Source organism: Fructobacillus sp. ChS1-6f1-1-27, assembly GCF_059579415.1.
On sequence record NZ_JCAOER010000003.1, the window covers coordinates 14,629 to 35,482 of the forward strand.

The 20,854-nt window shown below is 44.8% G+C and carries 35 protein-coding genes; 34 read left to right on the forward strand and 1 reads right to left on the reverse strand.

All coding sequences use genetic code 11. The features are described from left to right. The first annotated feature begins 2 nt into the window (after window positions 1-2). From AC5162_RS02220 to rplQ, 34 genes are all read left to right on the forward strand, one after another. A complete protein-coding gene (locus AC5162_RS02220; protein WP_496533618.1) occupies window positions 3-1,118 on the forward strand; it encodes an ABC transporter ATP-binding protein in 1,116 nt (371 codons plus the stop codon). Then, window positions 1,115-1,945 (forward strand): ABC transporter permease, encoded by an 831-nt coding sequence (locus AC5162_RS02225; protein ID WP_496533619.1) that lies wholly within the window; start codon window positions 1,115-1,117, stop codon window positions 1,943-1,945. The genes AC5162_RS02220 and AC5162_RS02225 overlap by 4 nt, the downstream gene beginning before the upstream one ends. Then, window positions 1,942-2,745, forward strand: a complete 804-nt coding sequence (locus AC5162_RS02230; protein WP_496533620.1) for an ABC transporter permease — start codon at window positions 1,942-1,944, stop codon at window positions 2,743-2,745. Before AC5162_RS02225 ends, AC5162_RS02230 begins: the two co-directional genes overlap by 4 nt. Beyond that, window positions 2,742-3,818, forward strand: coding sequence for an ABC transporter substrate-binding protein (locus AC5162_RS02235; RefSeq protein ID WP_496533621.1), 1,077 nt, complete (start codon window positions 2,742-2,744; stop codon window positions 3,816-3,818). The genes AC5162_RS02230 and AC5162_RS02235 overlap by 4 nt, the downstream gene beginning before the upstream one ends. Before the next feature lie 194 nt (window positions 3,819-4,012). Then, a complete protein-coding gene (locus AC5162_RS02240; RefSeq protein ID WP_496533622.1) occupies window positions 4,013-4,429 on the forward strand; it encodes a hypothetical protein in 417 nt (138 codons plus the stop codon). A gap of 64 nt (window positions 4,430-4,493) precedes the next feature. Beyond that, a complete protein-coding gene (locus AC5162_RS02245; protein WP_496533623.1) occupies window positions 4,494-5,135 on the forward strand; it encodes a hypothetical protein in 642 nt (213 codons plus the stop codon). Between the two features lie 398 nt (window positions 5,136-5,533). Next, window positions 5,534-5,842, forward strand: a complete 309-nt coding sequence (gene rpsJ, locus AC5162_RS02250; RefSeq protein ID WP_047975027.1) for a 30S ribosomal protein S10 — start codon at window positions 5,534-5,536, stop codon at window positions 5,840-5,842. Window positions 5,843-5,893: 51 nt separating this feature from the next. Then, window positions 5,894-6,586, forward strand: coding sequence for a 50S ribosomal protein L3 (gene rplC / locus AC5162_RS02255; RefSeq protein ID WP_496533624.1), 693 nt, complete (start codon window positions 5,894-5,896; stop codon window positions 6,584-6,586). 28 nt (window positions 6,587-6,614) lie between these two features. Beyond that, complete coding sequence (gene rplD / locus AC5162_RS02260) at window positions 6,615-7,238, forward strand: 50S ribosomal protein L4 (RefSeq protein WP_496533625.1); 624 nt, start codon at window positions 6,615-6,617, stop codon at window positions 7,236-7,238. After that, window positions 7,238-7,525, forward strand: coding sequence for a 50S ribosomal protein L23 (gene rplW / locus AC5162_RS02265; protein ID WP_496533626.1), 288 nt, complete (start codon window positions 7,238-7,240; stop codon window positions 7,523-7,525). The genes rplD and rplW overlap by 1 nt, the downstream gene beginning before the upstream one ends. A 23-nt stretch (window positions 7,526-7,548) precedes the next feature. Then, window positions 7,549-8,382: a 50S ribosomal protein L2 gene (gene rplB, locus AC5162_RS02270; RefSeq protein WP_496533627.1), complete on the forward strand. Its 834-nt coding sequence runs from the start codon at window positions 7,549-7,551 to the stop codon at window positions 8,380-8,382. A gap of 16 nt (window positions 8,383-8,398) precedes the next feature. Continuing rightward, a complete protein-coding gene (gene rpsS / locus AC5162_RS02275) occupies window positions 8,399-8,674 on the forward strand; it encodes a 30S ribosomal protein S19 (protein WP_496533628.1) in 276 nt (91 codons plus the stop codon). A gap of 14 nt (window positions 8,675-8,688) precedes the next feature. Next, complete coding sequence (gene rplV, locus AC5162_RS02280) at window positions 8,689-9,045, forward strand: 50S ribosomal protein L22 (protein WP_496533629.1); 357 nt, start codon at window positions 8,689-8,691, stop codon at window positions 9,043-9,045. After that, window positions 9,045-9,713, forward strand: a complete 669-nt coding sequence (rpsC, locus tag AC5162_RS02285) for a 30S ribosomal protein S3 (protein ID WP_496533630.1) — start codon at window positions 9,045-9,047, stop codon at window positions 9,711-9,713. The genes rplV and rpsC overlap by 1 nt, the downstream gene beginning before the upstream one ends. 14 nt (window positions 9,714-9,727) lie before the next feature. Beyond that, window positions 9,728-10,141, forward strand: a complete 414-nt coding sequence (rplP, locus tag AC5162_RS02290; protein ID WP_496533631.1) for a 50S ribosomal protein L16 — start codon at window positions 9,728-9,730, stop codon at window positions 10,139-10,141. Continuing rightward, a complete protein-coding gene (gene rpmC / locus AC5162_RS02295; RefSeq protein ID WP_496533632.1) occupies window positions 10,141-10,347 on the forward strand; it encodes a 50S ribosomal protein L29 in 207 nt (68 codons plus the stop codon). Before rplP ends, rpmC begins: the two co-directional genes overlap by 1 nt. A 22-nt stretch (window positions 10,348-10,369) precedes the next feature. Then, window positions 10,370-10,636, forward strand: coding sequence for a 30S ribosomal protein S17 (gene rpsQ / locus AC5162_RS02300; RefSeq protein WP_496533633.1), 267 nt, complete (start codon window positions 10,370-10,372; stop codon window positions 10,634-10,636). Window positions 10,637-10,687: 51 nt separating this feature from the next. Beyond that, window positions 10,688-11,056, forward strand: a complete 369-nt coding sequence (gene rplN / locus AC5162_RS02305; protein ID WP_496533634.1) for a 50S ribosomal protein L14 — start codon at window positions 10,688-10,690, stop codon at window positions 11,054-11,056. 22 nt (window positions 11,057-11,078) lie between these two features. After that, a complete protein-coding gene (gene rplX / locus AC5162_RS02310) occupies window positions 11,079-11,387 on the forward strand; it encodes a 50S ribosomal protein L24 (RefSeq protein ID WP_496533635.1) in 309 nt (102 codons plus the stop codon). Window positions 11,388-11,418: 31 nt separating this feature from the next. Further along, window positions 11,419-11,961, forward strand: a complete 543-nt coding sequence (rplE, locus tag AC5162_RS02315; protein WP_496533636.1) for a 50S ribosomal protein L5 — start codon at window positions 11,419-11,421, stop codon at window positions 11,959-11,961. 127 nt (window positions 11,962-12,088) lie between these two features. Further along, complete coding sequence (gene rpsH / locus AC5162_RS02320; protein ID WP_496533637.1) at window positions 12,089-12,487, forward strand: 30S ribosomal protein S8; 399 nt, start codon at window positions 12,089-12,091, stop codon at window positions 12,485-12,487. A gap of 24 nt (window positions 12,488-12,511) precedes the next feature. Then, window positions 12,512-13,048, forward strand: a complete 537-nt coding sequence (rplF, locus tag AC5162_RS02325) for a 50S ribosomal protein L6 (protein WP_496533638.1) — start codon at window positions 12,512-12,514, stop codon at window positions 13,046-13,048. An 87-nt stretch (window positions 13,049-13,135) separates the two neighbouring features. Further along, window positions 13,136-13,489: a 50S ribosomal protein L18 gene (gene rplR, locus AC5162_RS02330; RefSeq protein WP_496533639.1), complete on the forward strand. Its 354-nt coding sequence runs from the start codon at window positions 13,136-13,138 to the stop codon at window positions 13,487-13,489. Between the two features lie 20 nt (window positions 13,490-13,509). Next, window positions 13,510-14,016, forward strand: coding sequence for a 30S ribosomal protein S5 (gene rpsE / locus AC5162_RS02335; RefSeq protein ID WP_496533640.1), 507 nt, complete (start codon window positions 13,510-13,512; stop codon window positions 14,014-14,016). A gap of 11 nt (window positions 14,017-14,027) precedes the next feature. After that, the gene (rpmD, locus tag AC5162_RS02340; RefSeq protein ID WP_047975010.1) at window positions 14,028-14,210 is read left to right on the forward strand and encodes a 50S ribosomal protein L30; all 183 of its coding nucleotides are present in this window, start codon (window positions 14,028-14,030) and stop codon (window positions 14,208-14,210) included. A gap of 29 nt (window positions 14,211-14,239) precedes the next feature. Then, entirely contained in the window at window positions 14,240-14,674 is a 435-nt protein-coding gene (rplO, locus tag AC5162_RS02345) for a 50S ribosomal protein L15 (RefSeq protein ID WP_496533641.1), read from the forward strand. After that, entirely contained in the window at window positions 14,675-15,973 is a 1,299-nt protein-coding gene (secY, locus tag AC5162_RS02350) for a preprotein translocase subunit SecY (RefSeq protein WP_496533642.1), read from the forward strand. It abuts the gene before it with no gap. A 19-nt stretch (window positions 15,974-15,992) separates the two neighbouring features. Beyond that, the gene (locus AC5162_RS02355) at window positions 15,993-16,559 is read left to right on the forward strand and encodes an adenylate kinase (protein ID WP_496533643.1); all 567 of its coding nucleotides are present in this window, start codon (window positions 15,993-15,995) and stop codon (window positions 16,557-16,559) included. 98 nt (window positions 16,560-16,657) lie between these two features. Beyond that, entirely contained in the window at window positions 16,658-16,873 is a 216-nt protein-coding gene (gene infA, locus AC5162_RS02360; protein WP_010691205.1) for a translation initiation factor IF-1, read from the forward strand. 47 nt (window positions 16,874-16,920) lie between these two features. Continuing rightward, window positions 16,921-17,040 carry a 50S ribosomal protein L36 gene (rpmJ, locus tag AC5162_RS02365; protein ID WP_074717856.1) on the forward strand — a complete coding sequence of 40 codons (120 nt, stop codon included), beginning with the start codon at window positions 16,921-16,923 and terminating at the stop codon, window positions 17,038-17,040. A gap of 73 nt (window positions 17,041-17,113) precedes the next feature. Next, window positions 17,114-17,485: a 30S ribosomal protein S13 gene (rpsM, locus tag AC5162_RS02370; protein WP_496533644.1), complete on the forward strand. Its 372-nt coding sequence runs from the start codon at window positions 17,114-17,116 to the stop codon at window positions 17,483-17,485. A gap of 160 nt (window positions 17,486-17,645) precedes the next feature. Next, on the forward strand, window positions 17,646-18,032 hold the full coding sequence (gene rpsK, locus AC5162_RS02375) for a 30S ribosomal protein S11 (RefSeq protein ID WP_496533645.1): 387 nt from the start codon (window positions 17,646-17,648) through the stop codon (window positions 18,030-18,032). Window positions 18,033-18,079: 47 nt separating this feature from the next. Then, on the forward strand, window positions 18,080-19,024 hold the full coding sequence (locus tag AC5162_RS02380) for a DNA-directed RNA polymerase subunit alpha (protein WP_496533646.1): 945 nt from the start codon (window positions 18,080-18,082) through the stop codon (window positions 19,022-19,024). 36 nt (window positions 19,025-19,060) lie between these two features. Beyond that, window positions 19,061-19,444, forward strand: coding sequence for a 50S ribosomal protein L17 (gene rplQ, locus AC5162_RS02385; protein ID WP_496533647.1), 384 nt, complete (start codon window positions 19,061-19,063; stop codon window positions 19,442-19,444). A gap of 163 nt (window positions 19,445-19,607) precedes the next feature. Here rplQ and AC5162_RS02390 read toward each other — a convergent pair whose 3' ends face one another. Beyond that, window positions 19,608-20,837, reverse strand: coding sequence for an NAD(P)/FAD-dependent oxidoreductase (locus AC5162_RS02390; protein ID WP_496533648.1), 1,230 nt, complete (start codon window positions 20,835-20,837; stop codon window positions 19,608-19,610). Window positions 20,838-20,854 lie beyond the last annotated feature (17 nt).

The following is a 20,854-nucleotide window of genomic DNA, read 5'->3' on the forward strand; positions in this document are numbered from 1 at the left end:
TTATGGAAGATCAAAAAGCACTGTTGGCCTTTGACCAGGTCGCCTTGTCCTTTGGGGAAACGGAGGTTTTAAAGCGAATTGACTTGGAACTCGAATCAGGCCAGTTTTATACTTTACTCGGCCCATCTGGGTCTGGAAAGTCGACGATTTTAAAGCTGATTTCCGGTCAACTTCAAGCAGACTCCGGCAAAATTTACTTTGAAGGACAGGTGATTAACGACCTGCCAGCCGAAAAGCGACGAGTTAACACTGTCTTTCAGAACTATTCTCTGTTTCCTAATATGAGCGTTTTTGACAACGTCGCCTTTGGTCCCCGGTTGAAGAAGTTGTCCCCGACCGCTATTAAAGAAAAAGTCCATGAGATGCTGGCTTTGGTGAAGTTGGCTGGTTTTGAAAACCGGGAAATTACCGAATTATCCGGTGGTCAGCAACAGCGAGTCGCTATTGCCCGGGCCCTGGCAAACGACCCAGAACTTTTGCTCTTAGACGAACCCTTGTCCGCCTTAGACTACAAGCTCCGCAAGGAAATGCAGCAAGAACTCCGTAATATTCAAAAGCGGTTAGGAATCACCTTTGTTTTCGTTACCCACGACCAGGAAGAGGCCCTTGCCATGTCTGACTGGATTTTTGTCATGAACGATGGCAAAATCCAGCAAAACGGGACGCCGGAAGATATTTACGATGAACCGATTAACCACTTTGTTGCCGACTTTATTGGGGAAACTAATATTGTTCCCGGTGTGATGAAAAAAGACTACCTGGTTCACTTTGTCGGTAGAGACTTTGATAACGTTGATGCTGGAATGAAAGCCAATGAGCCGGTCGAAGTTGTTTTACGACCTGAAGATTTGGATTTGGTAAGGCCGGTCGAAGGAAAGTTAGTGGTGACAATTAAAGACCAACTCTTCCGTGGTGACTACTATGAAATTACTGCAGTCGACGATGACCAAAACGAGTGGCAGGTCCAGGCCACTAACCCTGCGGTCGTTGGTGACCGGGTTGGCCTGACCTTTGACCCCGAAGACATCCATATCATGCGCTACCACGAAAGTGAAGCAGCCTTTGATGCCCGCCTGGAAGCCTACGAGGATGACGGGACAGAAGGGGGCCAGGCATGACGACCTCCTTTAACAAGCAAAAACGGCACTTTACGAATTTTTATATGGCGACCTATGGGATTTGGTTAGTATTATTCGTGGTGGCACCGCTGGTCTTACTCTTAGTCGAATCTGTCCAGGCACCGGGTCATGGGTTTACCCTGGCAAACTACCAGACTTTCTTTACATCTGGAACGTATTTGGCAATGGCCTTTAATTCGGTCTGGTACGCTTTTTTAATTACGGTGGTCACGCTGGTCTTGGCTTACCCAACGGCCTACTTTTTAACGACATTGAAAAATAAGCAGTTTTGGCTTTTGATGGTGATCTTACCAACCTGGATTAACTTGTTGTTGAAAACCTACGCCTTTATTGGCCTGTTTGGTCATAGCGGCCTGATTAATAGTACGTTGTCCGAGGCTGGTTTTCACCCGGTCCAACTGCTTTTTACGGATTGGTCTTTCTTGTTAGTTGCAGCTTACATTGAGCTTCCCTTTATGATTTTGCCAATCTTTAATGGCTTAAATGAAATCGACCCATTGCTGGCAGCTGCCAGCCGGGACCTAGGCGCTAGTGGCTGGCAAACCTTGAAAAAGGTAATTTGGCCATTGTCCTTGCCGGGGGTAAAAGCCGGCATCCAAGCGGTCTTTATCCCCAGCCTGTCACTCTTTATGATTACCCGCTTAATCGGCGGTAACCGGGTTATTACCCTGGGAACGGCGATTGAGGAGCACTTCTTAGCCACTCAAAACTGGGGATTTGGGGCCACGATTGGCGTGATTTTGATTATCGCGATGGTGGTTACGATGGTGCTGACCCAAGATAAAAAACGGGGAGGTCGGTCATGAAAAAATTAAAAACGACTTACTTGGTCTTTATTTTTCTATTGCTGTACCTGCCAATTATTTACCTGGTGGCCTATTCCTTCAATGCCGGCACAACAATGCAGGGCTTTGCCGGCTTTTCCTTTAAGCACTATGTTGAACTCTGGCAGGATACTCGGTTAATTGACATTGTCTTTGAAACGGCGATTTTAGCCCTGCTGTCATCACTGATTGCCACGATTGTTGGGACACTCGGTGCTCTGGCTATTTTCCGGACTCACCGGCAAGCACTAAAGACAGTCCTATTGTCATTAAATAATGTTTTGTTGGTTTCACCCGATGTAATTATCGGGGCCTCCTTCTTGATTTTCTTTACGACCTTAGGCTTTGCCCTCGGTTTTACGACGGTCTTATTAGCTCACGTTGCCTTTTCGATTCCGATTGTGGTGTTGATGGTCTTGCCCCGGCTGCAGGAAATGAACCCCGACCTAGCTTTGGCCGCCCAGGACTTAGGGGCTAAGCCAACCCAGGTCTTGGGCCAGGTGACTTTGCCGGTGATTATGCCCGGAATTGTGGCGGGCTTCTTTATGGCTTTGACTTATTCGTTAGACGACTTCGCCGTGACCTTCTTTGTCACGGGCAATGGCTTTTCAACTTTAGCGGTTGAAATCTACTCCCGGGCTCGGCAGGGGGTTTCGCTCGAAATTAACGCCCTGTCCGCTTTAATTTTCTTGCTGTCCTTGCTCGGAGCATCTGGCTACTACCTATACCGTCATTATCACCAGGCCGGTAAAGTCTTTGCGCCAAAGGAGAAGGTCAAATGAAAAAGATTATGATTAGTATCCTGGCGATTTTGTTAGCGGTGGGGGGCTTGCTGGTTGGCAAGGTTGCATTTGACAATAGTCGCAAAGATGAAGTTAGCGGTGACAAGGTTTTAAACTTTTATAACTGGGGCGATTACATTGACCCGGACTTGCTGACGAAGTTCACTAAAGAGACCGGCTACAAGGTTAACTACCAGACCTTTGATTCCAACGAGGCGATGTACACCAAGATTAAGCAGGGTGGGACCAACTACGACCTGACTGTGCCATCCGATTACATGGTGGAAAAGATGGCCAAGGAAGGGCTCTTATCCCCGCTTGATAAGAGCAAACTGACGGGGATGGGGAACATTAACGCCCGGTTCTTAAACCAGACCTTTGATAAGGGTAACCGCTACTCGGTGCCGTACTTCTGGGGGACCCTCGGGATCTTGTATAACAAGACCAAGGTCAGACCCGACCAGATTGATACCTGGTCCAAGCTCTGGTCGCCGCAGTTCAAAGGCCAGATTATGCTAGTTGATTCCGCCCGCGATATTCTGGGGATGACACTAATTTCCCAAGGCAAGTCGGTTAATGACCAAAACGTGGCCGATTTGGCCGCAGCCAAGGGCAAATTAAGTACCCTGATGCCAAACGTGAAGGCGATTGTTGCCGACGAACTAAAGATTTACATGGCCCAGGGCGAAGCCAACATCGGCGTGACCTACTCCGGTGAGGCGGCCCAGGCAATGTCACAAAATGCCAACCTGGCCTACTTAGTACCAAAAGACGGGTCCAACGAATGGTTTGATAACTTGGTGATTCCCAAGAACGCCAAGCATAAGGCCGCAGCCTACGCCTTTATCAACTTCATGAACGAACCAGAAAATGCCAAGCAAAACGCCGAGTACGTTGGCTATGCGACTGCCAACCAAAAGGCCTACGACCTATTGCCGGCATCCGAAAAGTCCAACCAGGCCTTTTACCCTAGCACCAGTATCCTTGACCGGCTCCAGGTTTATCAGACCCTTAACCAGAAATGGACGGAGCGGTATAACGATGCCTTCTTGGAGTTTAAGATGTTGCGGTAGAAGATACTACTGAAAGTTAGATTTTATTTATGAGTAAGTTTTTCAATAAAAGCTATGTATCTTTGTTCTAATTTGGTTCAGAAACAAATGTTTCTAAGCAATACACGATTAGTAACGGTAAAATTGAACCATCTCTTGCAACAACAATTAATCAAGCAGGTGGACCAGTTTCAGATGTATCATTATCTGAAAGTATGGATAAGTTCACTGCCGGTCTTACAAGTGGTTTTGTTACTTTTGGTGTTGAGCATTCTTATAAGCTTCGAGGGTTAGAAAGCTCAACGCACATTACAATTGCAATTTCTGATGATAATCCAAATCAAAGTAATGATCAATTAAAGGGAAAAACTTCAATTGTTTTTGATATTTATATCAACAACGGAGGATTGGGTGATTTTCAATCAGGAAATAAATTAACAGAAACACAAAAGGCTAATTATAATGAAGTGATGCAAAACCTTGAACATTTTAGCCCATATGCAGCTGTTGGTATTGGCGCAGTGGCTGCTACAGCGGTCCTATTTATACCATTGGCAGGTTTATCGGTGGGTGATGGAGTTGCTGAAGTTGTGTCAGTATTATTAACCTCATTTTCAGGAAAGACGGCTTAGAAGAATATAATTTGCTAATATCTAAATTCGTCTGTAAACTAAATAATTAAAAAGGAATGGTTTAATGTTTGATATTTACTTTCAAGAACGAAAAGAGAAACAAAAGTTTATTGTCATTCATTCAATGGGGTTGATAGCCTTCTTTATTTTAATGTGGCTTGCCATCATTACCATTGAACTGAAAGGGTTAATTCGCCCAGGTGGAGTCTCGTCTACAACTAATCGATGGCTAGTCCTAGAGGCCAATGTTATTCCAGTTTTGATTATCTTTTATGCTGTTGTCTGGCGGGCTATTTTGGTAGTAATCAACTATAAAAATAATTATCAAACGATGGAAGTTGTTACTGATAACCAGGTTCTTAAAAATAACTTACGACAGCTAGGGAGGTTGAAGTACTACCATTTTGGTGTCTATTATTCCAATCAATATACCTTCTTTGAAATTTTGCCGGTACTGCCCTGGAAGAAAACCAAGTTATTGGTCTTTCAGAATGCTAAGGTTGAATTTACCGGGGTTGATATGGCGGAATTTCATGTATTTAACGAAGCTGAAGATCAATCCAATAATTTGGTGTTAAGTCGTTTTGAATCAGAAGTATTTGTTAGGAATTGGGGTTTCGTGGTGAAGTGGGCTGATAAACAAAATCGGAAAGTTCGTTCTTATATTCAGCCACCCGTATTGGAAGTTTTTCGGATGAATAGTTAAAATAACAAATAGTATTCATAAAGCAGGAACGAAACATATTCGTTCCTGCTTTTTTTCTGGATGAACTTACTATAGTAAGAAAAACTAAAATTTGGTAAAATATTTGAAGACAAAAAACATTTTGCTTGAATTTTGCTGGACAAAAGTTCTCACAAAATTCCCCTAAAAAACCCGGAAAAACCCTTGCTATGCAAGGGTTTTTCTGTTATTATATTCAAGTACGCCTTTTGGGGTTGCCGATGCAAACCCCCTAAAAAGACTGGTGTATCAACGTTTAGCGATGATGATTAAGGTTGCGACACGCGCGGCCGCGTTGCCATGGGCGCGCAAACACTGCAAGGTGTTGTCGGTTTTTGATCGGAGTTAGCTGATTTACAAAATCAACGAGGAGGCACAAAATGGCACAAAAGAAGATCCGTATCCGCTTGAAGGCATACGAACACCGTATCTTGGACCAATCAGCAGACAAGATTGTTGAAACAGCAAAGCGGACTGGCGCAGAAATTGCCGGCCCAATTCCTTTGCCTACTGAACGGACATTGTACACGGTGCTTAGTTCACCCCACAAGTACAAGGATGCTCGTGAACAGTTCGAAATGCGAACTCACAAGCGTTTGGTCGACATTGTGAACCCTACTGACAAGACAGTTGACGCATTGCGTAAGCTTGAATTGCCAGCAGGTGTTGCAATTGAAATCAAGCTCTAATAAGTACCACCCCGCTAAAATAATTTAGCGACGAAATGAAGGAGATTAGTCATGACTAAAGGTATCTTAGGCCGTAAAGTCGGTATGACTCAGGTTTTTACTGAATCTGGTGAATTGATCGCCGTGACTGCTGTTGAAGCTACTCCAAACGTTGTTTTGCAAGTTAAGACGCAAGCAACTGATGGATACAACGCTTTGCAGTTGGGTTACCAAGACAAGCGCGAGATTTTGTCAAACAAACCTGAACAAGGCCACGTTGCAAAAGCCAACACAGCCCCTAAGCGCTACATTCGTGAAGTCCGTGATGCGGAAGGCGAATACAGCGTTGGGGATGCAATTGCTGTTGACACTTTCCAAGCCGGTGAATATGTTGATGTTACTGGTGTAACTAAGGGACACGGTTTCCAAGGTGCAATCAAGCGCTTGGGACAATCACGTGGTCCTATGAGCCACGGTTCTCGTTACCACCGTCGCCCAGGTTCAATGGGTGCCATCATTAACCGCGTCTTCCCTGGTAAGTTGTTGCCAGGTCGGATGGGTAACCGTAAGCGCACAATGCAAAACATTGCTGTTGTGCACGTTGATGTTGAAAACAACTTGTTGTTGTTGAAGGGTAACGTCCCTGGTGCCAACAAGTCACTTTTGACCATCAAGTCAACTGTTAAGACAAACGCAAAGCACCCTGAAATCAAGATGGCCGGCTCAAAGCCAGCTGCTGATGCTCAGGCTGATGAAGAAGCATAAAAATTTATAGAAAGGAGAACAATCAATCATGACAAAAGTTGCTGTATTAAAGCAAGATGGTTCAAAGTCAGCTGACTTGGATCTACAAGATGCAGTTTTCGCTGTTGAACCAAACAATGCTGTGATTACTGACGCTGTTTTGATGCAACGCGCATCAATGCGTCAAGGAACGCACGCGGTTAAGAACCGTTCCGCTGTTTCTGGTGGTGGTCGTAAGCCATGGAAGCAAAAGGGAACTGGTCGTGCCCGTCAAGGTTCTATCCGCGCTCCACAATGGCGTGGTGGTGGAATCGTGTTCGGTCCAACCCCTCGTTCTTACTCATACCGGATCAACAAGAAGGCTTATCAATTAGCCTTGAAGTCAGCCTTGTCACAAAAGTTGGCTGATAACAAGTTGGTCGTTGTTGATGCTTTGGCCTTTTCTGAAGCTAAGACCAAGGACTTCAAGCAAGTCTTGGCTAACTTGGCTGTGGATTCAAAGGCTTTGGTAATCGTTGATGAAGATAACCAAAACGCATTGTTGTCAGCTCGTAACTTGGCAAACGTTCAAGTGATGACAACAAAGGGTATTAACGTCTTGGACGTTGTTAACGCCGACAAGTTGGTGGTTGTTCAAGCAGCGATCGAAGAAATCCAAGGAGGTCTCGCCTAATGGATGCACGCGATATTATCCGCCGCCCAATCATTACCGAAGCTTCAATGGCGCAAACTGAAATGAAGCGTTACGTCTTTGAAGTCGATGTTCGGGCTACTAAGCCAGAAATCAAGCGAGCAATCGAAGAAGTTTTCGATGTACAAGTTGCTCGTCTTAACACCGCAAATGTTCGCGGTAAGAAGAAGCGTCAAGGTCGCTATGTTGGCTTCACTCGTAAGATGAAGAAGGCCACTGTTACTTTGAAGGCTGACTCAAAAGATATTCAAATCTTTAACGAAGGTTAATTTTTATATAGGAGGATAAGACATTGGCTATCAAGAAATTTAAGCCAACCTCAAATGGACGTCGTAACATGACGGCTTCTGATTTCTCAGAAATCACTAAGACGACGCCTGAAAAGAGTTTGTTGGCTAAAAAGTCAAAGACTGGTGCCCGTAACGCATCAGGTCGTATGACAGTTCGCCACAAGGCTGGTGGGCACAAGCAGGCCTATCGTATTATCGACTTTAAGCGGGTGAAGGACAACAAGTCTGCCACTGTTAAGGCCATCGAATACGATCCAAACCGTACTGCTAACATTGCTTTGATCATCTATGAAGATGGTATCAAGGCTTACATCTTGGCGCCTAAGGGACTTAAGGTTGGCGATAAGGTTCAATCTGGTCCTGATGCCGACATCAAGGTCGGTAATGCCTTGCCATTGAGCGCAATCCCTGAAGGTACTTTGGTTCACAACATCGAATTGAAGCCTGGTAAGGGTGGACAGTTGGCTCGTTCAGCTGGTGCCTCAGCCCAAATCTTGGGACGTGATGGTAAGTACACAATCGTTCGTTTGACTTCTGGTGAAGTTCGTTTGGTTCTTGAAACCAGCCGTGCAACGATCGGTGAAGTTGGTAACGCTGAACACTCATTGATCAACTGGGGTAAGGCCGGACGTAACCGTTGGCGTGGAAAGCGCCCACACGTTCGTGGTTCTGTAATGAACCCTAACGATCACCCACACGGTGGTGGTGAAGGTAAGGCTCCTGTTGGTTTGCCAAGTCCATTGTCCCCATGGGGTAAGAAGACTGTTGGTAAGAAGACTCGCGATAAGAAGAAGAACTCAACTAAGTTCATCGTTCGTGGTCGTAAGAGTAAGTAAGGGAAGGAGATAACTAATGGCTCGTAGTTTGAAAAAGGGACCATTTGCGGACCCACACTTGCTTAAGAAAATCGAGGCCCAAGCGGACCAAGAAAAGAAGTCAGTGATCAAGACTTGGTCACGTCGTTCAACGATTTTCCCAAGTTTTATTGGATTTACAATTGCTGTCTATGATGGACGCAAGCACGTCCCAGTTTATGTTCAAGACGATATGGTTGGTCACAAGTTAGGTGAATTTGTTCCAACTCGTACGTTTAAGGGACACAAAGTTGACGATAAGAAGACTAAGTAAGGAGGAAATGAAAAATGGCTGAACAAGTAACATCAGCTCGGGCGACCGCCAAGATCGTTCGCGTTGCCCCTCGTAAGGCGCGCTTAGTTCTTGACACTATCCGTCGCAAGAATGTCGAAGAAGCATTCGCAATTTTGAAGTTCCTACCTAATACTTCTACTGAAGATATTTATAAGGTTTTGAACTCAGCAGTTGCTAACGCTGAAAACAACTTTTCACTTGACCGTGGAGATTTGATCGTAAAAGAAGCATTTGCTAACGAAGGACCAACGCTTAAGCGTTTCCGTCCCCGTGCTAAGGGATCTGCTTCCCCAATTAACAAGCGCACAAGCCACATCACAATTGTGGTTGCTGAGAAGGAGGAAAAGTAATGGGTCAAAAGATTAACCCAACTGGCTTCCGTGTCGGTGTCATCCGCGATTGGGATGCAAAGTGGTTTGCTGACAAGGCAGACTTCTCAAACCAACTTCTTGAAGACTTGCGGATTCGTAAGTACATTGAAGAAAACTTGACGGACGCTTCAGTTGACCGTGTTGAAATCGAACGCTCAACTAAGTCACGTATCGATTTGACTTTGCACACTGCCAAGCCAGGAATGGTTATTGGTAAGGGTGGTTCAGAAGTTGAAAAGCTACGGACTCAATTAGCTAAGTTGACTAATGTTGATGCCAAGGGCCGCCACAAGCGTGTCTTTATCAACATTGTTGAAATCAAAAAGCCTGATTTGTCAGCCCACTTGGTTGGGATGCAAATCGCTGGCGATTTGGAACGTCGAATTGCCTTCCGTCGTGCAATGCGTGGTGCTATCCAACGTGCCCGCCGTGCCGGTGCTAAGGGAATTAAGGTTGTTGTTTCAGGTCGTTTGAACGGGGCAGATATGTCACGTATCGAACAATATACTGAAGGAACTGTTCCGCTACACACACTTCGTGCAGACATTGATTACTCATGGGATGAAGCAGTTACTGCTTATGGAAACTTGGGTATCAAGACTTGGATCTACCGTGGTGATGTGTTGCCAAAGAAAAAGAACAAGTAAGGAGGGAAGCAGACATGTTAGTACCAAAGCGTGTTAAATTCCGTCGTGTACACCGTGGCCACATGCGTGGTGAAGCAAAGGGTGGAAAGACGGTGGCTTTTGGTGATTATGGCTTGCAAGCAGTGACTTCAAGCTGGATTACCAACCGCCAAATTGAAGCTGCCCGTATTGCAATGACCCGTTATATGAAGCGTGGTGGTAAGGTTTGGATCAAGATCTTCCCTCACCAATCATATACATCTAAGGGTGTTGGTGTTCGAATGGGTAACGGAAAGGGTACTCCCGAAGGATGGGTTGCCCCAGTTAAGCGTGGTAAGGTAATGTTTGAAGTCGGTGGCGTTGAAAAGCCAGTTGCACTTGAAGCTTTGCGTCTTGCCCAACACAAGTTGCCTGTACGTACAAAGATTATTGCTCGGGAGGCTGAATAATGGCTAAAGCAAATGAATTAAAAGCTTTGTCACTTGCGGATTTGCAAAAGCGCGAAGCCGAATTCAAGGAAGAATTGTTCAACCTTCGTTTCCAATTGGCTACTGGTCAATTAGAAAACACGGCCCGTATTTCAAAAGTTCGTAAGGACATCGCACGTGTGAAGACTGTCATTCGTGCACAACAATTGGCAGATGCCAACAAATAAGACGAAAGGAAGAAGCTGAAAAATGAGTGAAGAACGTAACGCTCGTAAGACTTACCGTGGTCGCGTCGTTTCCGACAAGATGGAAAAGACCATTACTGTTGCTGTTGACACTTATGTCAACCACCCAGTTTACGGTAAGCGAGTTCGCTATACTAAGAAGTTCAAGGCCCATGATGAAAACAACGTCGCTAAGATGAACGATATCGTTGAAATCATGGAAACTCGTCCTTTGTCTGCAACGAAGCACTTCCGTTTGGTAAAGGTTATTGAAGAGGCTGTTGTTCTCTAATTTCCCTTTAATCCAATCGTCGTAAATTATTGCTAACAAGGAGGATGAACCATGATTCAACAAGAGAGTCGTTTGAAAGTGGCTGATAACTCTGGCGCACGTGAAATCTTGACGATTAAAGTGCTCGGTGGTTCTGGCCGTAAGGTAGCTGGCATTGGTGACATGATTGTTGCAACTGTTAAGCAAGCTATCCCTGGTGGTAACGTTAAGAAGGGTGACGTCGTTAAGGCTGTCATCGTACGGACTGTATCTGACGTACGTCGGACTGACGGTTCATACATTAACTTCGATGAAAACGCTGCTGTTATCGTAAAGGATGACAAGTCACCAGTTGGTACGCGTATTTTTGGCCCTGTTGCACGTGAATTGCGTGACAACAACTATACGCGAATCGTTTCATTGGCACCAGAAGTGCTCTAAAACTGACAAGGAGGAGCCAATCATGTTTGTAAAAACAGGTGATAAGGTTCGCGTCATTGCCGGTAAGGACAAGGGTAAGGAAGGAACAATCACTAAGACTGTTGCTGCCAAGAACCGTGTCGTTGTCGAAGGCGTAAACCTCGTTAAGAAGCATCAAAAGCCTTCTAACGAATACCCACAGGGTGGTGTTATCGATATCGAAGCACCTATCCACGCATCAAACGTACAATTGATTGACCCATCAACTAACGAACCAACGAAGGTTGGCTTCAAGTTTGAAGATGGCAAGAAGGTACGTTTTGCTAAGAAGTCTGGTAAGACACTAGGCTAATATATCTATTTGAAAGGTAGAAATCATTATCATGGCAAATGAATTAAAAGAAAAATATGTTAATGAAGTTCAACCTGCTTTGATCAAGAAGTTTAACTTTACTTCACCAATGCAAGCACCTAAGATCGAAAAGATCGTTTTGAACATGGGTGTTGGTGATGCAGTTTCAAACTCAAAGAACCTCGATGAAGCGGTTGAAGAATTGAAGTTGATTGCTGGACAACAACCAGTTATCACTCGTGCAAAGAAGTCAATCGCCGGTTTCCGTTTGCGTGAAGGTATGGCAATTGGAACCAAGGTTACTTTGCGTGGCGAACGTATGTACGAATTCTTGGACAAGTTGATTAACATCTCCTTGCCACGTGTTCGTGACTTCCACGGTGTTTCTTCTAAGGCCTTTGATGGTCGCGGAAACTACACTTTGGGAATCCGTGAACAGTTGATTTTCCCTGAAATCGACTTTGACAAGGTTAACCGTGTTCGTGGGCTTGACATCGTTGTTGTAACGACTGCTCAATCTGACGAAGAAGGTCATGAATTGCTTGCTGGCTTGGGCATGCCTTTTGCCAAGTAAGTAATTTAAAAATGCGGTCACTCAAGAGAGTGACGCGTTTTTAAGTGTTCAAGACACAGGTCTTGAACACTTAAGAGCGTGTCAAATTATTGATGACGTTCAAAATATAAAAGGAGGATATCGATAGATGTCTATGACTGATCCAATTGCTGATTTTTTGACTCGTGTGCGTAACGCCAACTTGGCCCGCCACACTTCAGTTGAAATCCCAGCATCAAAAATGAAGAAGAGCATTGCCGAGATCTTGAAGCAAGAAGGTTTCATCCGTGATGTAGAATACGAAGATGATAACAAGCAAGGAATCATTCGCGTATTCTTGAAGTACGGAGAAGATCAAGAGCGTGTCATCACTGGTATTAAGCGTGTTTCAAAGCCTGGTTTGCGTAAGTATGCTAAGGCCGAAGAAATGCCTAAGGTTTTGAATGGCCTTGGAATTGCAATCGTTTCAACATCAAACGGTGTTGTGACTGATAAGGTTGCACGCGCTAAGCAAGTCGGTGGCGAAGTGCTGGCTTACGTTTGGTAATATATCTAAGAAAGGAGACTTACCATGAGCCGTATTGGAAATAAAATCATTACGATCCCTGCTGGCGTTGAAGTTAAGCAAGACGGTCAATTTGTGACTGTTAAGGGACCTAAGGGTGAATTGTCATACACAATCAACCCAGAAATCACGATGCACATGGAAGGTACTGAAGTATCTTTCACTCGTGCAGCAGAAGACAAGAAGCACCGCGCATTGCACGGTACTACAACCGCTAACTTCGCCAACTTGGTTGAAGGAGTTACGAATGGTTTCTCAAAGACTTTGAAGATGGTCGGTGTTGGTTATCGTGCCGCTAAGAAGGGCTCAACTTTGAACCTTTCAGTTGGTTACTCACACCCTGTTGACTTTGAAGACCGCGATGGTTTGGAAGTTGAAGTACCTGATGCTTTGACAATCAAGATCTCAGGAATCTCAAAGCAAGCCGTTGGTGACTTTGCTGCGGAAATCCGCGCAATCCGTCCACCAGAACCTTATAAGGGTAAGGGAATTCGCTACGAAGGCGAAGTTGTCCGTCGTAAGGAAGGTAAGACTGGTAAGTAAGCTTTGGCTTCATTTATCATGTCACATATTATTTAAGAATTATTTTGAACAGGTGGGTTTACCTACCTAGAAAAGGAAAGCACAGCTATGATTTCAAAACCAGATAAGAACAAGCTCCGTGTCCACCGCCACAAGCGGATTCGCGGAAAGATCTCTGGTACTGCTGCTCGCCCACGTTTGAACGTTTTCCGTTCTAATGTAAACATCTACGCTCAATTGATTGATGACGTAGCGGGTGTAACGCTAGCAAGTGCCTCAAGTCAAAGTGCCGATGTTACCGGTACTAAAGTTGAACAAGCCGTTAAGGTTGGTGAATTGATCGCCAAGAATGCTAAGGCTGCTAAGATCGAAGAAGTTGTCTTTGATCGTGGTGGTTATGTATACCACGGCCGTGTAAAGGCCTTGGCCGACTCAGCTCGTGAAAACGGCTTGAAGTTCTAAGGAAAGGAGGAATAATACAAATGGTTGAATTCGTAAACCCTAAAGAATTAGGTGAATTAGAAGAAAACGTTGTCGCAATTAACCGTGTTACCAAGGTTGTTAAGGGTGGACGTCGGTTGCGTTTCGGTGCCTTAGTTGTCGTTGGTGACAAGAAGGGACACGTTGGTTTTGGAACTGGTAAGGCACAAGAAGTGCCAGAAGCAATTCGTAAGGCCGTTGAAGACGCAAAGCGCAACTTGATCACTGTACCAACAGTTGGTACTACTATTCCTCACGAAGTTCTTGGTGAATGGGCTGGTGGTAAGATCTTGGTTAAGCCTGCTAAGGAAGGTGCCGGGGTTGCTGCTGGTGGTTCTACCCGTTCTGTAATGGAACTTGCTGGAATTAACGATGTGACTGCTAAGTCACTTGGCTCAGCTACTCCAGTCAACGTTGTTCGCGCTACTTTTGACGCCTTGAACAACTTGAAGGATGCTGATGCAGTTGCTAAGTTACGTGGTGTTTCTTTGGAACACTTGGCTGAATAAGGAGCGATAACATGGCTGATTTGAAAATCACTTTGATTAAGAGTGCGGCTCATCGCTTGCCTAAGCAACGTGCCATTGTTAAGTCACTTGGACTTAACCGTGTGTCAAGCTCAGTGGTGAAGCCAGATAACGCAGCTACTCGTGGTGCAATTTTCCATATTGCTCACTTGGTTGCAGTTGAAGAAGTAAAGTAAAACATTTTTAGAAAAGGAGGGACCAAACGATGGATTTGAACGAATTACAACCTGCTGTTGGTTCACGGCAAAGCCGGAACCGTGTTGGTCGGGGAACTTCATCTGGAAACGGTAAGACGGCTGGTCGTGGCCAAAAGGGACAAAAGGCCCGTGGTAAGACACGTCTTGGTTTCGAAGGTGGTCAAATGCCTTTGTACCGTCGTATTCCAAAGCGTGGATTTACTAACATTTCACGTAAGGAATTCGCAGTTGTTAACTTGGACAAGTTGAACAACTTCGATAACGGCACTGAAGTAACGCCTGCTTTGTTGATTGAAAACGGTGTAGTTAAGAACCAAAAGTCTGGTATCAAGGTCTTGGGCAACGGTAAGTTGGACAAGAAGTTGACAATCAAGGCTCACAAGTTCTCTGCTGCAGCTGTTAAGGCAATCGAACAAGCCGGTGGAACAACCGAGGTGATTTAAATGTGGCGCACGCTATTTAATGCAATCCGACAAAAAGATATTCGAAAGAAAATGGCTTGGACCATTTTGATTCTCTTTGTATACCGCATCGGGACTCATATCACGGTGCCAGGTGTCAATCCGACTGCCTTGAATTCTGTTTCAGGATCTGGTTTGTTAAACATCTTGAATATTTTTTCGGGTGGAGGATTATTGAACTTCTCGCTTTTCGCGATGGGTGTTTCTCCATATGTTACTGCGCAAATTGTTGTGCAGTTGCTGCAATTAGATATCGTGCCACGTTTTGTTGAATGGAGTAAACAAGGTGAAGTTGGTCGTCGGAAGCTTAATCAAGCTACTAGATATTTAACGATTATCTTTGCCTTTTTGCAATCAGTCGGAATTACGGCTGGTTTTAACTCCTTAGCCGCCTATGGTTTGGTTAAGCAGACCAATAACTTGGCCTCTTTCCTATTGATTGGGTCGGTCATGACGATTGGTACTTTCTTTGCCATGTGGCTTGGTGAGATGGTGACCGAAAAGGGTCTTGGAAACGGTGTTTCCATGATCATCTTCTCTGGTATCATTTCACAAATGCCAAGTGGAATGTGGGAGATTTTCAAGCAAAACGTCTTGGAAACAAGCGGTAGCCAACAGACTACTGGTTGGATCTTTATGGCTGTTTTGATTGCTGCGATTATTTTGGTTGTTGGGATTACGACTTGGTTCTATGAAGCTAGTCGTCGTCTTCAAATCCAATATACTCGGTCTGCCTCATCTTACGGTGCTGAAGCTTACTTGCCATTGAAGTTGAACGTGTCTGGGGTTATTCCTGTTATCTTTGCTTCGTCATTGATATCAACACCTCAAACAATTTTGTTTGCCTTCCAAAGCAAATATAGTGGTCAGGGCTGGTTTAAGATTTTGCAACAGATTTTCTCGATGCAAACAACGACTGGTGCTGTCTTCTACACCGTTATGATTATTTTGTTTACGTACTTCTATGCCTTTGTTCAGGTTAACCCTGAAAAGTTGGCTGAAAACTTGCAAAAGCAAGGGGCTTACATCGTTGATGTTCGTCCAGGTACGGAAACGCAAAAGTTCATCACAAAGATGCTTTTGCACCTCTCATTTGTTGGTGCTTTGTACCTTGGCTTTGTGGCCTTGGTACCATTGATTGCCTCCGATGTGTGGGGACTAAACGAAAAAATCGGCCTTGGTGGAACTTCTTTGCTGATCATCATTGGGGTTACCCTGGATTTGCTTCGGCAAATTGATGGTTTGTTGCAAAAGAAGAACTACGTTGGCTTTATCCAATAAGCTGGTAAAGGAAGTACACATGACTAAAAACTTAATTCTCTTAGGCTTGCCTGGTGCAGGTAAAGGAACCCAGGCCGACAAGATTATCGCCGATTATCCGATGGTTCACATCAGTACTGGTGATATCTTCCGGGCCAACATGAAAGAAGAGACTGCCTTGGGACAAAAGGCAAAGTCATTCATGGATGCTGGTAATTTGGTGCCAGATGAAATTACAAATGCAATGGTCGCCGACCGGTTGACTCAGGCAGATGTAGTGGAAAATGGCTTTATGTTGGATGGTTATCCACGTAACGAAGACCAAGCCAAGTTCTTGGACCAATTCTTGGCCGAACGTGAAGATAAAGTTTCGGCAACCTTGTACTTTGAAGTGGCTGACCAAATCTTGGTTGAACGACTCTTGGGTCGTGGCCGAGCTGATGACACAAAAGAAGTCATCGCTCACCGCTTAGAAGTTAACAAGGCTGCCAACTTGCCCTTAGTAGACTATTACCAAAACCATGGTGTCTTGCACACGATTGATGGTGAAGGTGATTTGGACCGAATATACGCTGATGTAAAGTCGGTTTTGGATGCTCTGGACTAAGTTTAGCCCTTGATATAGCAAGGTAATTCTGGTATAATTAGACAGGTTAAGCACTTATCTGATTATGTTGAAGCATGGTTGCATAGGAGGTAATCTGCGTGGCCAACGATGTCATTGAAATTGAAGGCAAAGTTAAAGAAACGATGCCAAACGCAATGTTTCAAGTCGAACTTGAAAATGGGGCGGTAATCTTGGCGCATGTTTCCGGTAAGATTCGTAAGAATTATATTCGGATCTTGCCTGGGGACCGTGTCACAGTTGAGATGTCACCCTACGACTTGACTAAGGGTCGTATTACTTACCGTTTCCGTTAAAAGAAGCGGTCTACAATAATCAGTTAACCGAATAGGAGGAATAGATTATGAAGGTACGTCCATCAGTAAAGAAGATGTGCGAATCATGCCGTGTGATTAAGCGTAACGGCCGGACAATGATCATTTGCCCAGCTAACCCTAAGCACAAGCAACGCGCAGGTAAGTAAAACTTACCACATTAAAACAGCTTGAAAATGAACTTAGAAGTTCTTTCAAAATATTAAAAGGAGGTAAATTGTTATGGCTCGTATTGAAGGTATCGATTTGCCACGTGACAAGCGAATTGTCATTGGCTTAACATACATCTACGGAATCGGTAGTGCAACTGCTGAAAAGATCTTGGCTACTGCTAAGGTTTCAGAAGACGTTCGAGTTCGCGACTTGACGGTTGATCAAGAAGATCAAATTCGTGAAGCAATCGCAGCTTTGAACTTACAGTTGGAAGGTGACTTGCGTCGTAAGGTATCACTTGATATCAAGGGATTACAAGAAATCGCATCATACCGTGGTATTCGTCACCGTAAGGGATTGCCCGTTCGTGGACAACACACGAAGAACAACGCCCGTACTCGCAAAGGCCCAGCTACGGCAATTGCAGGTAAGAAGAAGTAAGACTTTTCTTACCAATCTCTTTATGAATAATCAGGCAGCTGCCTGATTGAGTTTAGAGCCTCACTTTTGTGGGAAATGATTATCACAACCAAAGTTGTGTAATGTTGGTTAACTTGCCGTTAACCCGAGAAATTATAAGAATAAAAAAAGGAGGCAAATTATGGCAGTTCGTACTACGCGCAAGCGTCGCGCAAAGAAGAACGTTGAAACTGGTGTGGCTCATATCCACGCAACTTTCAACAACACCATTGTCATGATTACTGATGCCCAAGGTAACGCCGTTGCCTGGTCATCAGCTGGTGCCCTTGGATTCAAGGGATCCCGTAAGTCAACACCGTTCGCCGCTCAACAAGCAGCGGAAGCAGCCGCAAAGTCAGCACTAGATGTTAACATGCGTACTGTTGCTGTAACGGTTAAGGGCCCTGGTTCAGGTCGTGAATCAGCAATTCGTGCATTGGCCGCAGCTGGTCTTGAAGTAACTTCAATTAAGGATGTTACCCCAGTTCCCCATAACGGATCACGCCCACCAAAGCGTCGTCGTGTCTAATTGATTTTCATTGCGCTTGCTTTGAAAGAGGGGGTAGGAGTTAACAGATGATTGAATTTGAAAAACCAGATATTCATAACATCGAAGAGGATGCCAACTACGGTAAGTTCATCGTAGAACCTCTGGAGCGTGGCTATGGTACGACTTTGGGTAATTCCCTCCGTCGTGTCTTGCTATCATCGCTTCCTGGCGTAGCAGTTAACACGGTTCAAATCGACGGTGTTGTTCACGAATTCTCAACCGTTGACGGTGTAACAGAAGACGTGACACAGTTGATTTTGAACCTGAAAAAAGTTGTTTTCGCTACGGACTCAGAAGAAGAGCACGCTTTGGAAATTGATGTTCAAGGACCAAAGGATGTCACTGCAGCCGATTTGGCTGGTTCAGCTGACATCGAAGTGTTGAATCCAGACTTGCATATTGCAACTTTGGCAGCCGGAAAGTCATTACACATGACTGTTACTGCTGTTAAGGGTCGGGGTTATTCTTCAGCTGAAGAAAACAAGCAATTACGTGATGAAATGCCAATTGGTGTTTTAACAGTTGATTCAATTTACACTCCAATCGAACGAGTAAACTACCACGTTGAAAATAAGCGTGTTGGTGCCCGCGATGATTATGATAAGTTGACCATGGAAGTTTGGACGAATGGTTCAATCAAGCCAAGCGATGCTTTGAGTCTTGGATCAAAGATTTTAACAGAACACTTGAACTTGTTCACGGACATTTCCCCAGTCGCACAAGACACCAAGGTCATGGTTGAAACTGAAAACGTTGCTACTACAGCAGCTGACGCAGCCCCAATCGAAGACTTGGACTTGTCTGTTCGCTCATATAACTGCTTGAAGCGTGCCGGTATCAATACTATCGAAGAATTGACCGACCGTTCTGAAGCCGACATGATGAAGGTTCGTAACTTGGGCCGGAAGTCATTGGATGAAATTCAAGAAAAGTTAACTGAGATGGGACTTGGATTCCGTCAAGAAGATTAATTCAGCAAAAAAGTCTAGAAAAAGGAGGATTGACTGATGTCATACCGTAAGTTAGGCCGTACATCTTCACAGCGTCGTGCTATGTTGCGTGACTTGACTACTGACTTGTTGATCAACGGTCGCATCGAAACTACTGAAGCTCGTGCCAAAGAAGTTCGTAAGACGACTGATCAAATGATCACTCTCGGTAAGCATGGTGACTTGGCTGCCCGTCGTAAGGCTGCTAAGTTTGTCCGCAACGAAGTTGCTGACGTCAAGGAAGATGGCGATAACATCCGCGTTCAAACTGCTTTGCAAAAGTTGTTTGAAGAAGTGGCACCACGTTTCTCAGAACGTAACGGTGGTTACACTCGCATCTTGAAGACTGTTCAGCGTCGTGGTGATGCTGCACAAATGGTTATCTTGGAGTTAGTTGACTAATTTCGATGTAACTTAAAATCCCAAGTCAATCGGCTTGGGATTTTTTAGTACATATTTTTTGGTAAATAAAAGCCCGACCAAAATGAAATTCGTGGACCTGGATTTACATAAATTGATTTTAATTGCATTGATTAAGAACCAGCTCGAAGCTGGTGACTAAGCCTTAAACCAATGGTCCTTGAGGCTTCTTCATTGATTGCCGGTAGTGCTTGTAACCATACCATGAACCAATTTGCATAAAGAAGGCGAGGTTGATGATGTGCTTCATTGTCCGCACACCCTTACCAGCTGAAAGCTTTGGCGCCTTTGAGTTCGAAACTGCGTACTTAGGGTCCAAGACAACGTATGAACCGTGGTACTTGGCTGTTTCGTCGTAAGTTTTAGCAGATTCAGCCATACCAAGGTTTACTAGCACTTGAGCAATAATTGCTTCGGCCCCATTTTCGGCTCCTTCAGCAGACTGTGGTAGGACTTCGCCATCGGGCTTTTGATAAGCAACCGTGTTACCAGCAGCAAAGATATTATCAAAGGCAGCCCCGTCTTCTGTCAAAACTTGGAAGTGGTTGTTAACAGAAACCCGGCCAGCCTTGTTAGTGGCAAAACCCCAGTCCTTCAAAATTGGTTGGCCCTGCAAGCCAGCTGTCCAGAAGATTTCGTTGGCTTCTAGGTCTTGACCATCTAATAAGGTCAGACGACCATGATGGGCACCCAAGACGCGGGCATTGGTCAAAACCTTGACACCTTGTTCTTCTAAATGAGCCTGGGCATCTTGGCTCAAGGCATCAAGACCTAAGGCAGGCAAAAGGCTTGGACCAGATTGAACAATCGTCAAGTCCAACTGACCGTCTTTAAGCTTACCTTCTGTAATTAGTCGGCTTCGAGTAGCGGCAAATTGAGCAGTCAATTCAACGCCGGTTGGTCCACCACCAACAATAGCAAAGGACTGCTTTTCCTGGCTTTCAACTGCTGCTACCAACTTCTTTTGGATAGCCTCGGCACTAGCCAAGGAATCGAGCAATGTGGTGTTATCCTTGATGCCAGGAATGCCAAAATCAGAACCAATATTGCCAGTTGTGATGACTAACTGGTCGTAGTGGTAAGAGCTAATGGCTGTGACCACTTCTTGCTTGTCTTGGTCAATTTGTTCCACAGCTTGGTCAGAGACCTTGATGTTTGGATGCTTTGCAAACAAATCATCCAGTGAGTATGAAACTTGATCAGCAGACAAGCGGCCAGCAGCCACTTCAGGCAAAACAGTCTGAAAGACAAGGCCCTTTTGCGGGCTAAAAACCAAAATTTCATGGTCGGTTTTCTTGAGTTTCTTGGCCAAGCGGATACTGAAGTAGACTCCGGCAAAACCAGCACCGATAACGGCAATTCGTTGTTTTGTCATTTAAAAGCTCCTTTTCA

Bases quoted from the DNA above. Each gene is read 5' to 3' on its own strand.
- AC5162_RS02220 (WP_496533618.1), top strand. From the start codon at position 3: ATGGAAGATCAAAAAGCACTGTTGGCCTTTGACCAGGTCGCCTTGTCC.
- AC5162_RS02225 (WP_496533619.1), top strand. From the start codon at position 1,115: ATGACGACCTCCTTTAACAAGCAAAAACGGCACTTTACGAATTTTTAT.
- AC5162_RS02230 (WP_496533620.1), top strand. From the start codon at position 1,942: ATGAAAAAATTAAAAACGACTTACTTGGTCTTTATTTTTCTATTGCTG.
- AC5162_RS02235 (WP_496533621.1), top strand. From the start codon at position 2,742: ATGAAAAAGATTATGATTAGTATCCTGGCGATTTTGTTAGCGGTGGGG.
- AC5162_RS02240 (WP_496533622.1), top strand. From the start codon at position 4,013: ATGGATAAGTTCACTGCCGGTCTTACAAGTGGTTTTGTTACTTTTGGT.
- AC5162_RS02245 (WP_496533623.1), top strand. From the start codon at position 4,494: ATGTTTGATATTTACTTTCAAGAACGAAAAGAGAAACAAAAGTTTATT.
- rpsJ (WP_047975027.1), top strand. From the start codon at position 5,534: ATGGCACAAAAGAAGATCCGTATCCGCTTGAAGGCATACGAACACCGT.
- rplC (WP_496533624.1), top strand. From the start codon at position 5,894: ATGACTAAAGGTATCTTAGGCCGTAAAGTCGGTATGACTCAGGTTTTT.
- rplD (WP_496533625.1), top strand. From the start codon at position 6,615: ATGACAAAAGTTGCTGTATTAAAGCAAGATGGTTCAAAGTCAGCTGAC.
- rplW (WP_496533626.1), top strand. From the start codon at position 7,238: ATGGATGCACGCGATATTATCCGCCGCCCAATCATTACCGAAGCTTCA.
- rpsS (WP_496533628.1), top strand. From the start codon at position 8,399: ATGGCTCGTAGTTTGAAAAAGGGACCATTTGCGGACCCACACTTGCTT.
- rplV (WP_496533629.1), top strand. From the start codon at position 8,689: ATGGCTGAACAAGTAACATCAGCTCGGGCGACCGCCAAGATCGTTCGC.
- rpsC (WP_496533630.1), top strand. From the start codon at position 9,045: ATGGGTCAAAAGATTAACCCAACTGGCTTCCGTGTCGGTGTCATCCGC.
- rplP (WP_496533631.1), top strand. From the start codon at position 9,728: ATGTTAGTACCAAAGCGTGTTAAATTCCGTCGTGTACACCGTGGCCAC.
- rpmC (WP_496533632.1), top strand. From the start codon at position 10,141: ATGGCTAAAGCAAATGAATTAAAAGCTTTGTCACTTGCGGATTTGCAA.
- rpsQ (WP_496533633.1), top strand. From the start codon at position 10,370: ATGAGTGAAGAACGTAACGCTCGTAAGACTTACCGTGGTCGCGTCGTT.
- rplN (WP_496533634.1), top strand. From the start codon at position 10,688: ATGATTCAACAAGAGAGTCGTTTGAAAGTGGCTGATAACTCTGGCGCA.
- rplX (WP_496533635.1), top strand. From the start codon at position 11,079: ATGTTTGTAAAAACAGGTGATAAGGTTCGCGTCATTGCCGGTAAGGAC.
- rplE (WP_496533636.1), top strand. From the start codon at position 11,419: ATGGCAAATGAATTAAAAGAAAAATATGTTAATGAAGTTCAACCTGCT.
- rpsH (WP_496533637.1), top strand. From the start codon at position 12,089: ATGTCTATGACTGATCCAATTGCTGATTTTTTGACTCGTGTGCGTAAC.
- rplF (WP_496533638.1), top strand. From the start codon at position 12,512: ATGAGCCGTATTGGAAATAAAATCATTACGATCCCTGCTGGCGTTGAA.
- rplR (WP_496533639.1), top strand. From the start codon at position 13,136: ATGATTTCAAAACCAGATAAGAACAAGCTCCGTGTCCACCGCCACAAG.
- rpsE (WP_496533640.1), top strand. From the start codon at position 13,510: ATGGTTGAATTCGTAAACCCTAAAGAATTAGGTGAATTAGAAGAAAAC.
- rpmD (WP_047975010.1), top strand. From the start codon at position 14,028: ATGGCTGATTTGAAAATCACTTTGATTAAGAGTGCGGCTCATCGCTTG.
- rplO (WP_496533641.1), top strand. From the start codon at position 14,240: ATGGATTTGAACGAATTACAACCTGCTGTTGGTTCACGGCAAAGCCGG.
- secY (WP_496533642.1), top strand. From the start codon at position 14,675: ATGTGGCGCACGCTATTTAATGCAATCCGACAAAAAGATATTCGAAAG.
- AC5162_RS02355 (WP_496533643.1), top strand. From the start codon at position 15,993: ATGACTAAAAACTTAATTCTCTTAGGCTTGCCTGGTGCAGGTAAAGGA.
- rpmJ (WP_074717856.1), top strand. From the start codon at position 16,921: ATGAAGGTACGTCCATCAGTAAAGAAGATGTGCGAATCATGCCGTGTG.
- rpsM (WP_496533644.1), top strand. From the start codon at position 17,114: ATGGCTCGTATTGAAGGTATCGATTTGCCACGTGACAAGCGAATTGTC.
- rpsK (WP_496533645.1), top strand. From the start codon at position 17,646: ATGGCAGTTCGTACTACGCGCAAGCGTCGCGCAAAGAAGAACGTTGAA.
- AC5162_RS02380 (WP_496533646.1), top strand. From the start codon at position 18,080: ATGATTGAATTTGAAAAACCAGATATTCATAACATCGAAGAGGATGCC.
- rplQ (WP_496533647.1), top strand. From the start codon at position 19,061: ATGTCATACCGTAAGTTAGGCCGTACATCTTCACAGCGTCGTGCTATG.
- AC5162_RS02390 (WP_496533648.1), bottom strand. From the start codon at position 20,837: ATGACAAAACAACGAATTGCCGTTATCGGTGCTGGTTTTGCCGGAGTC.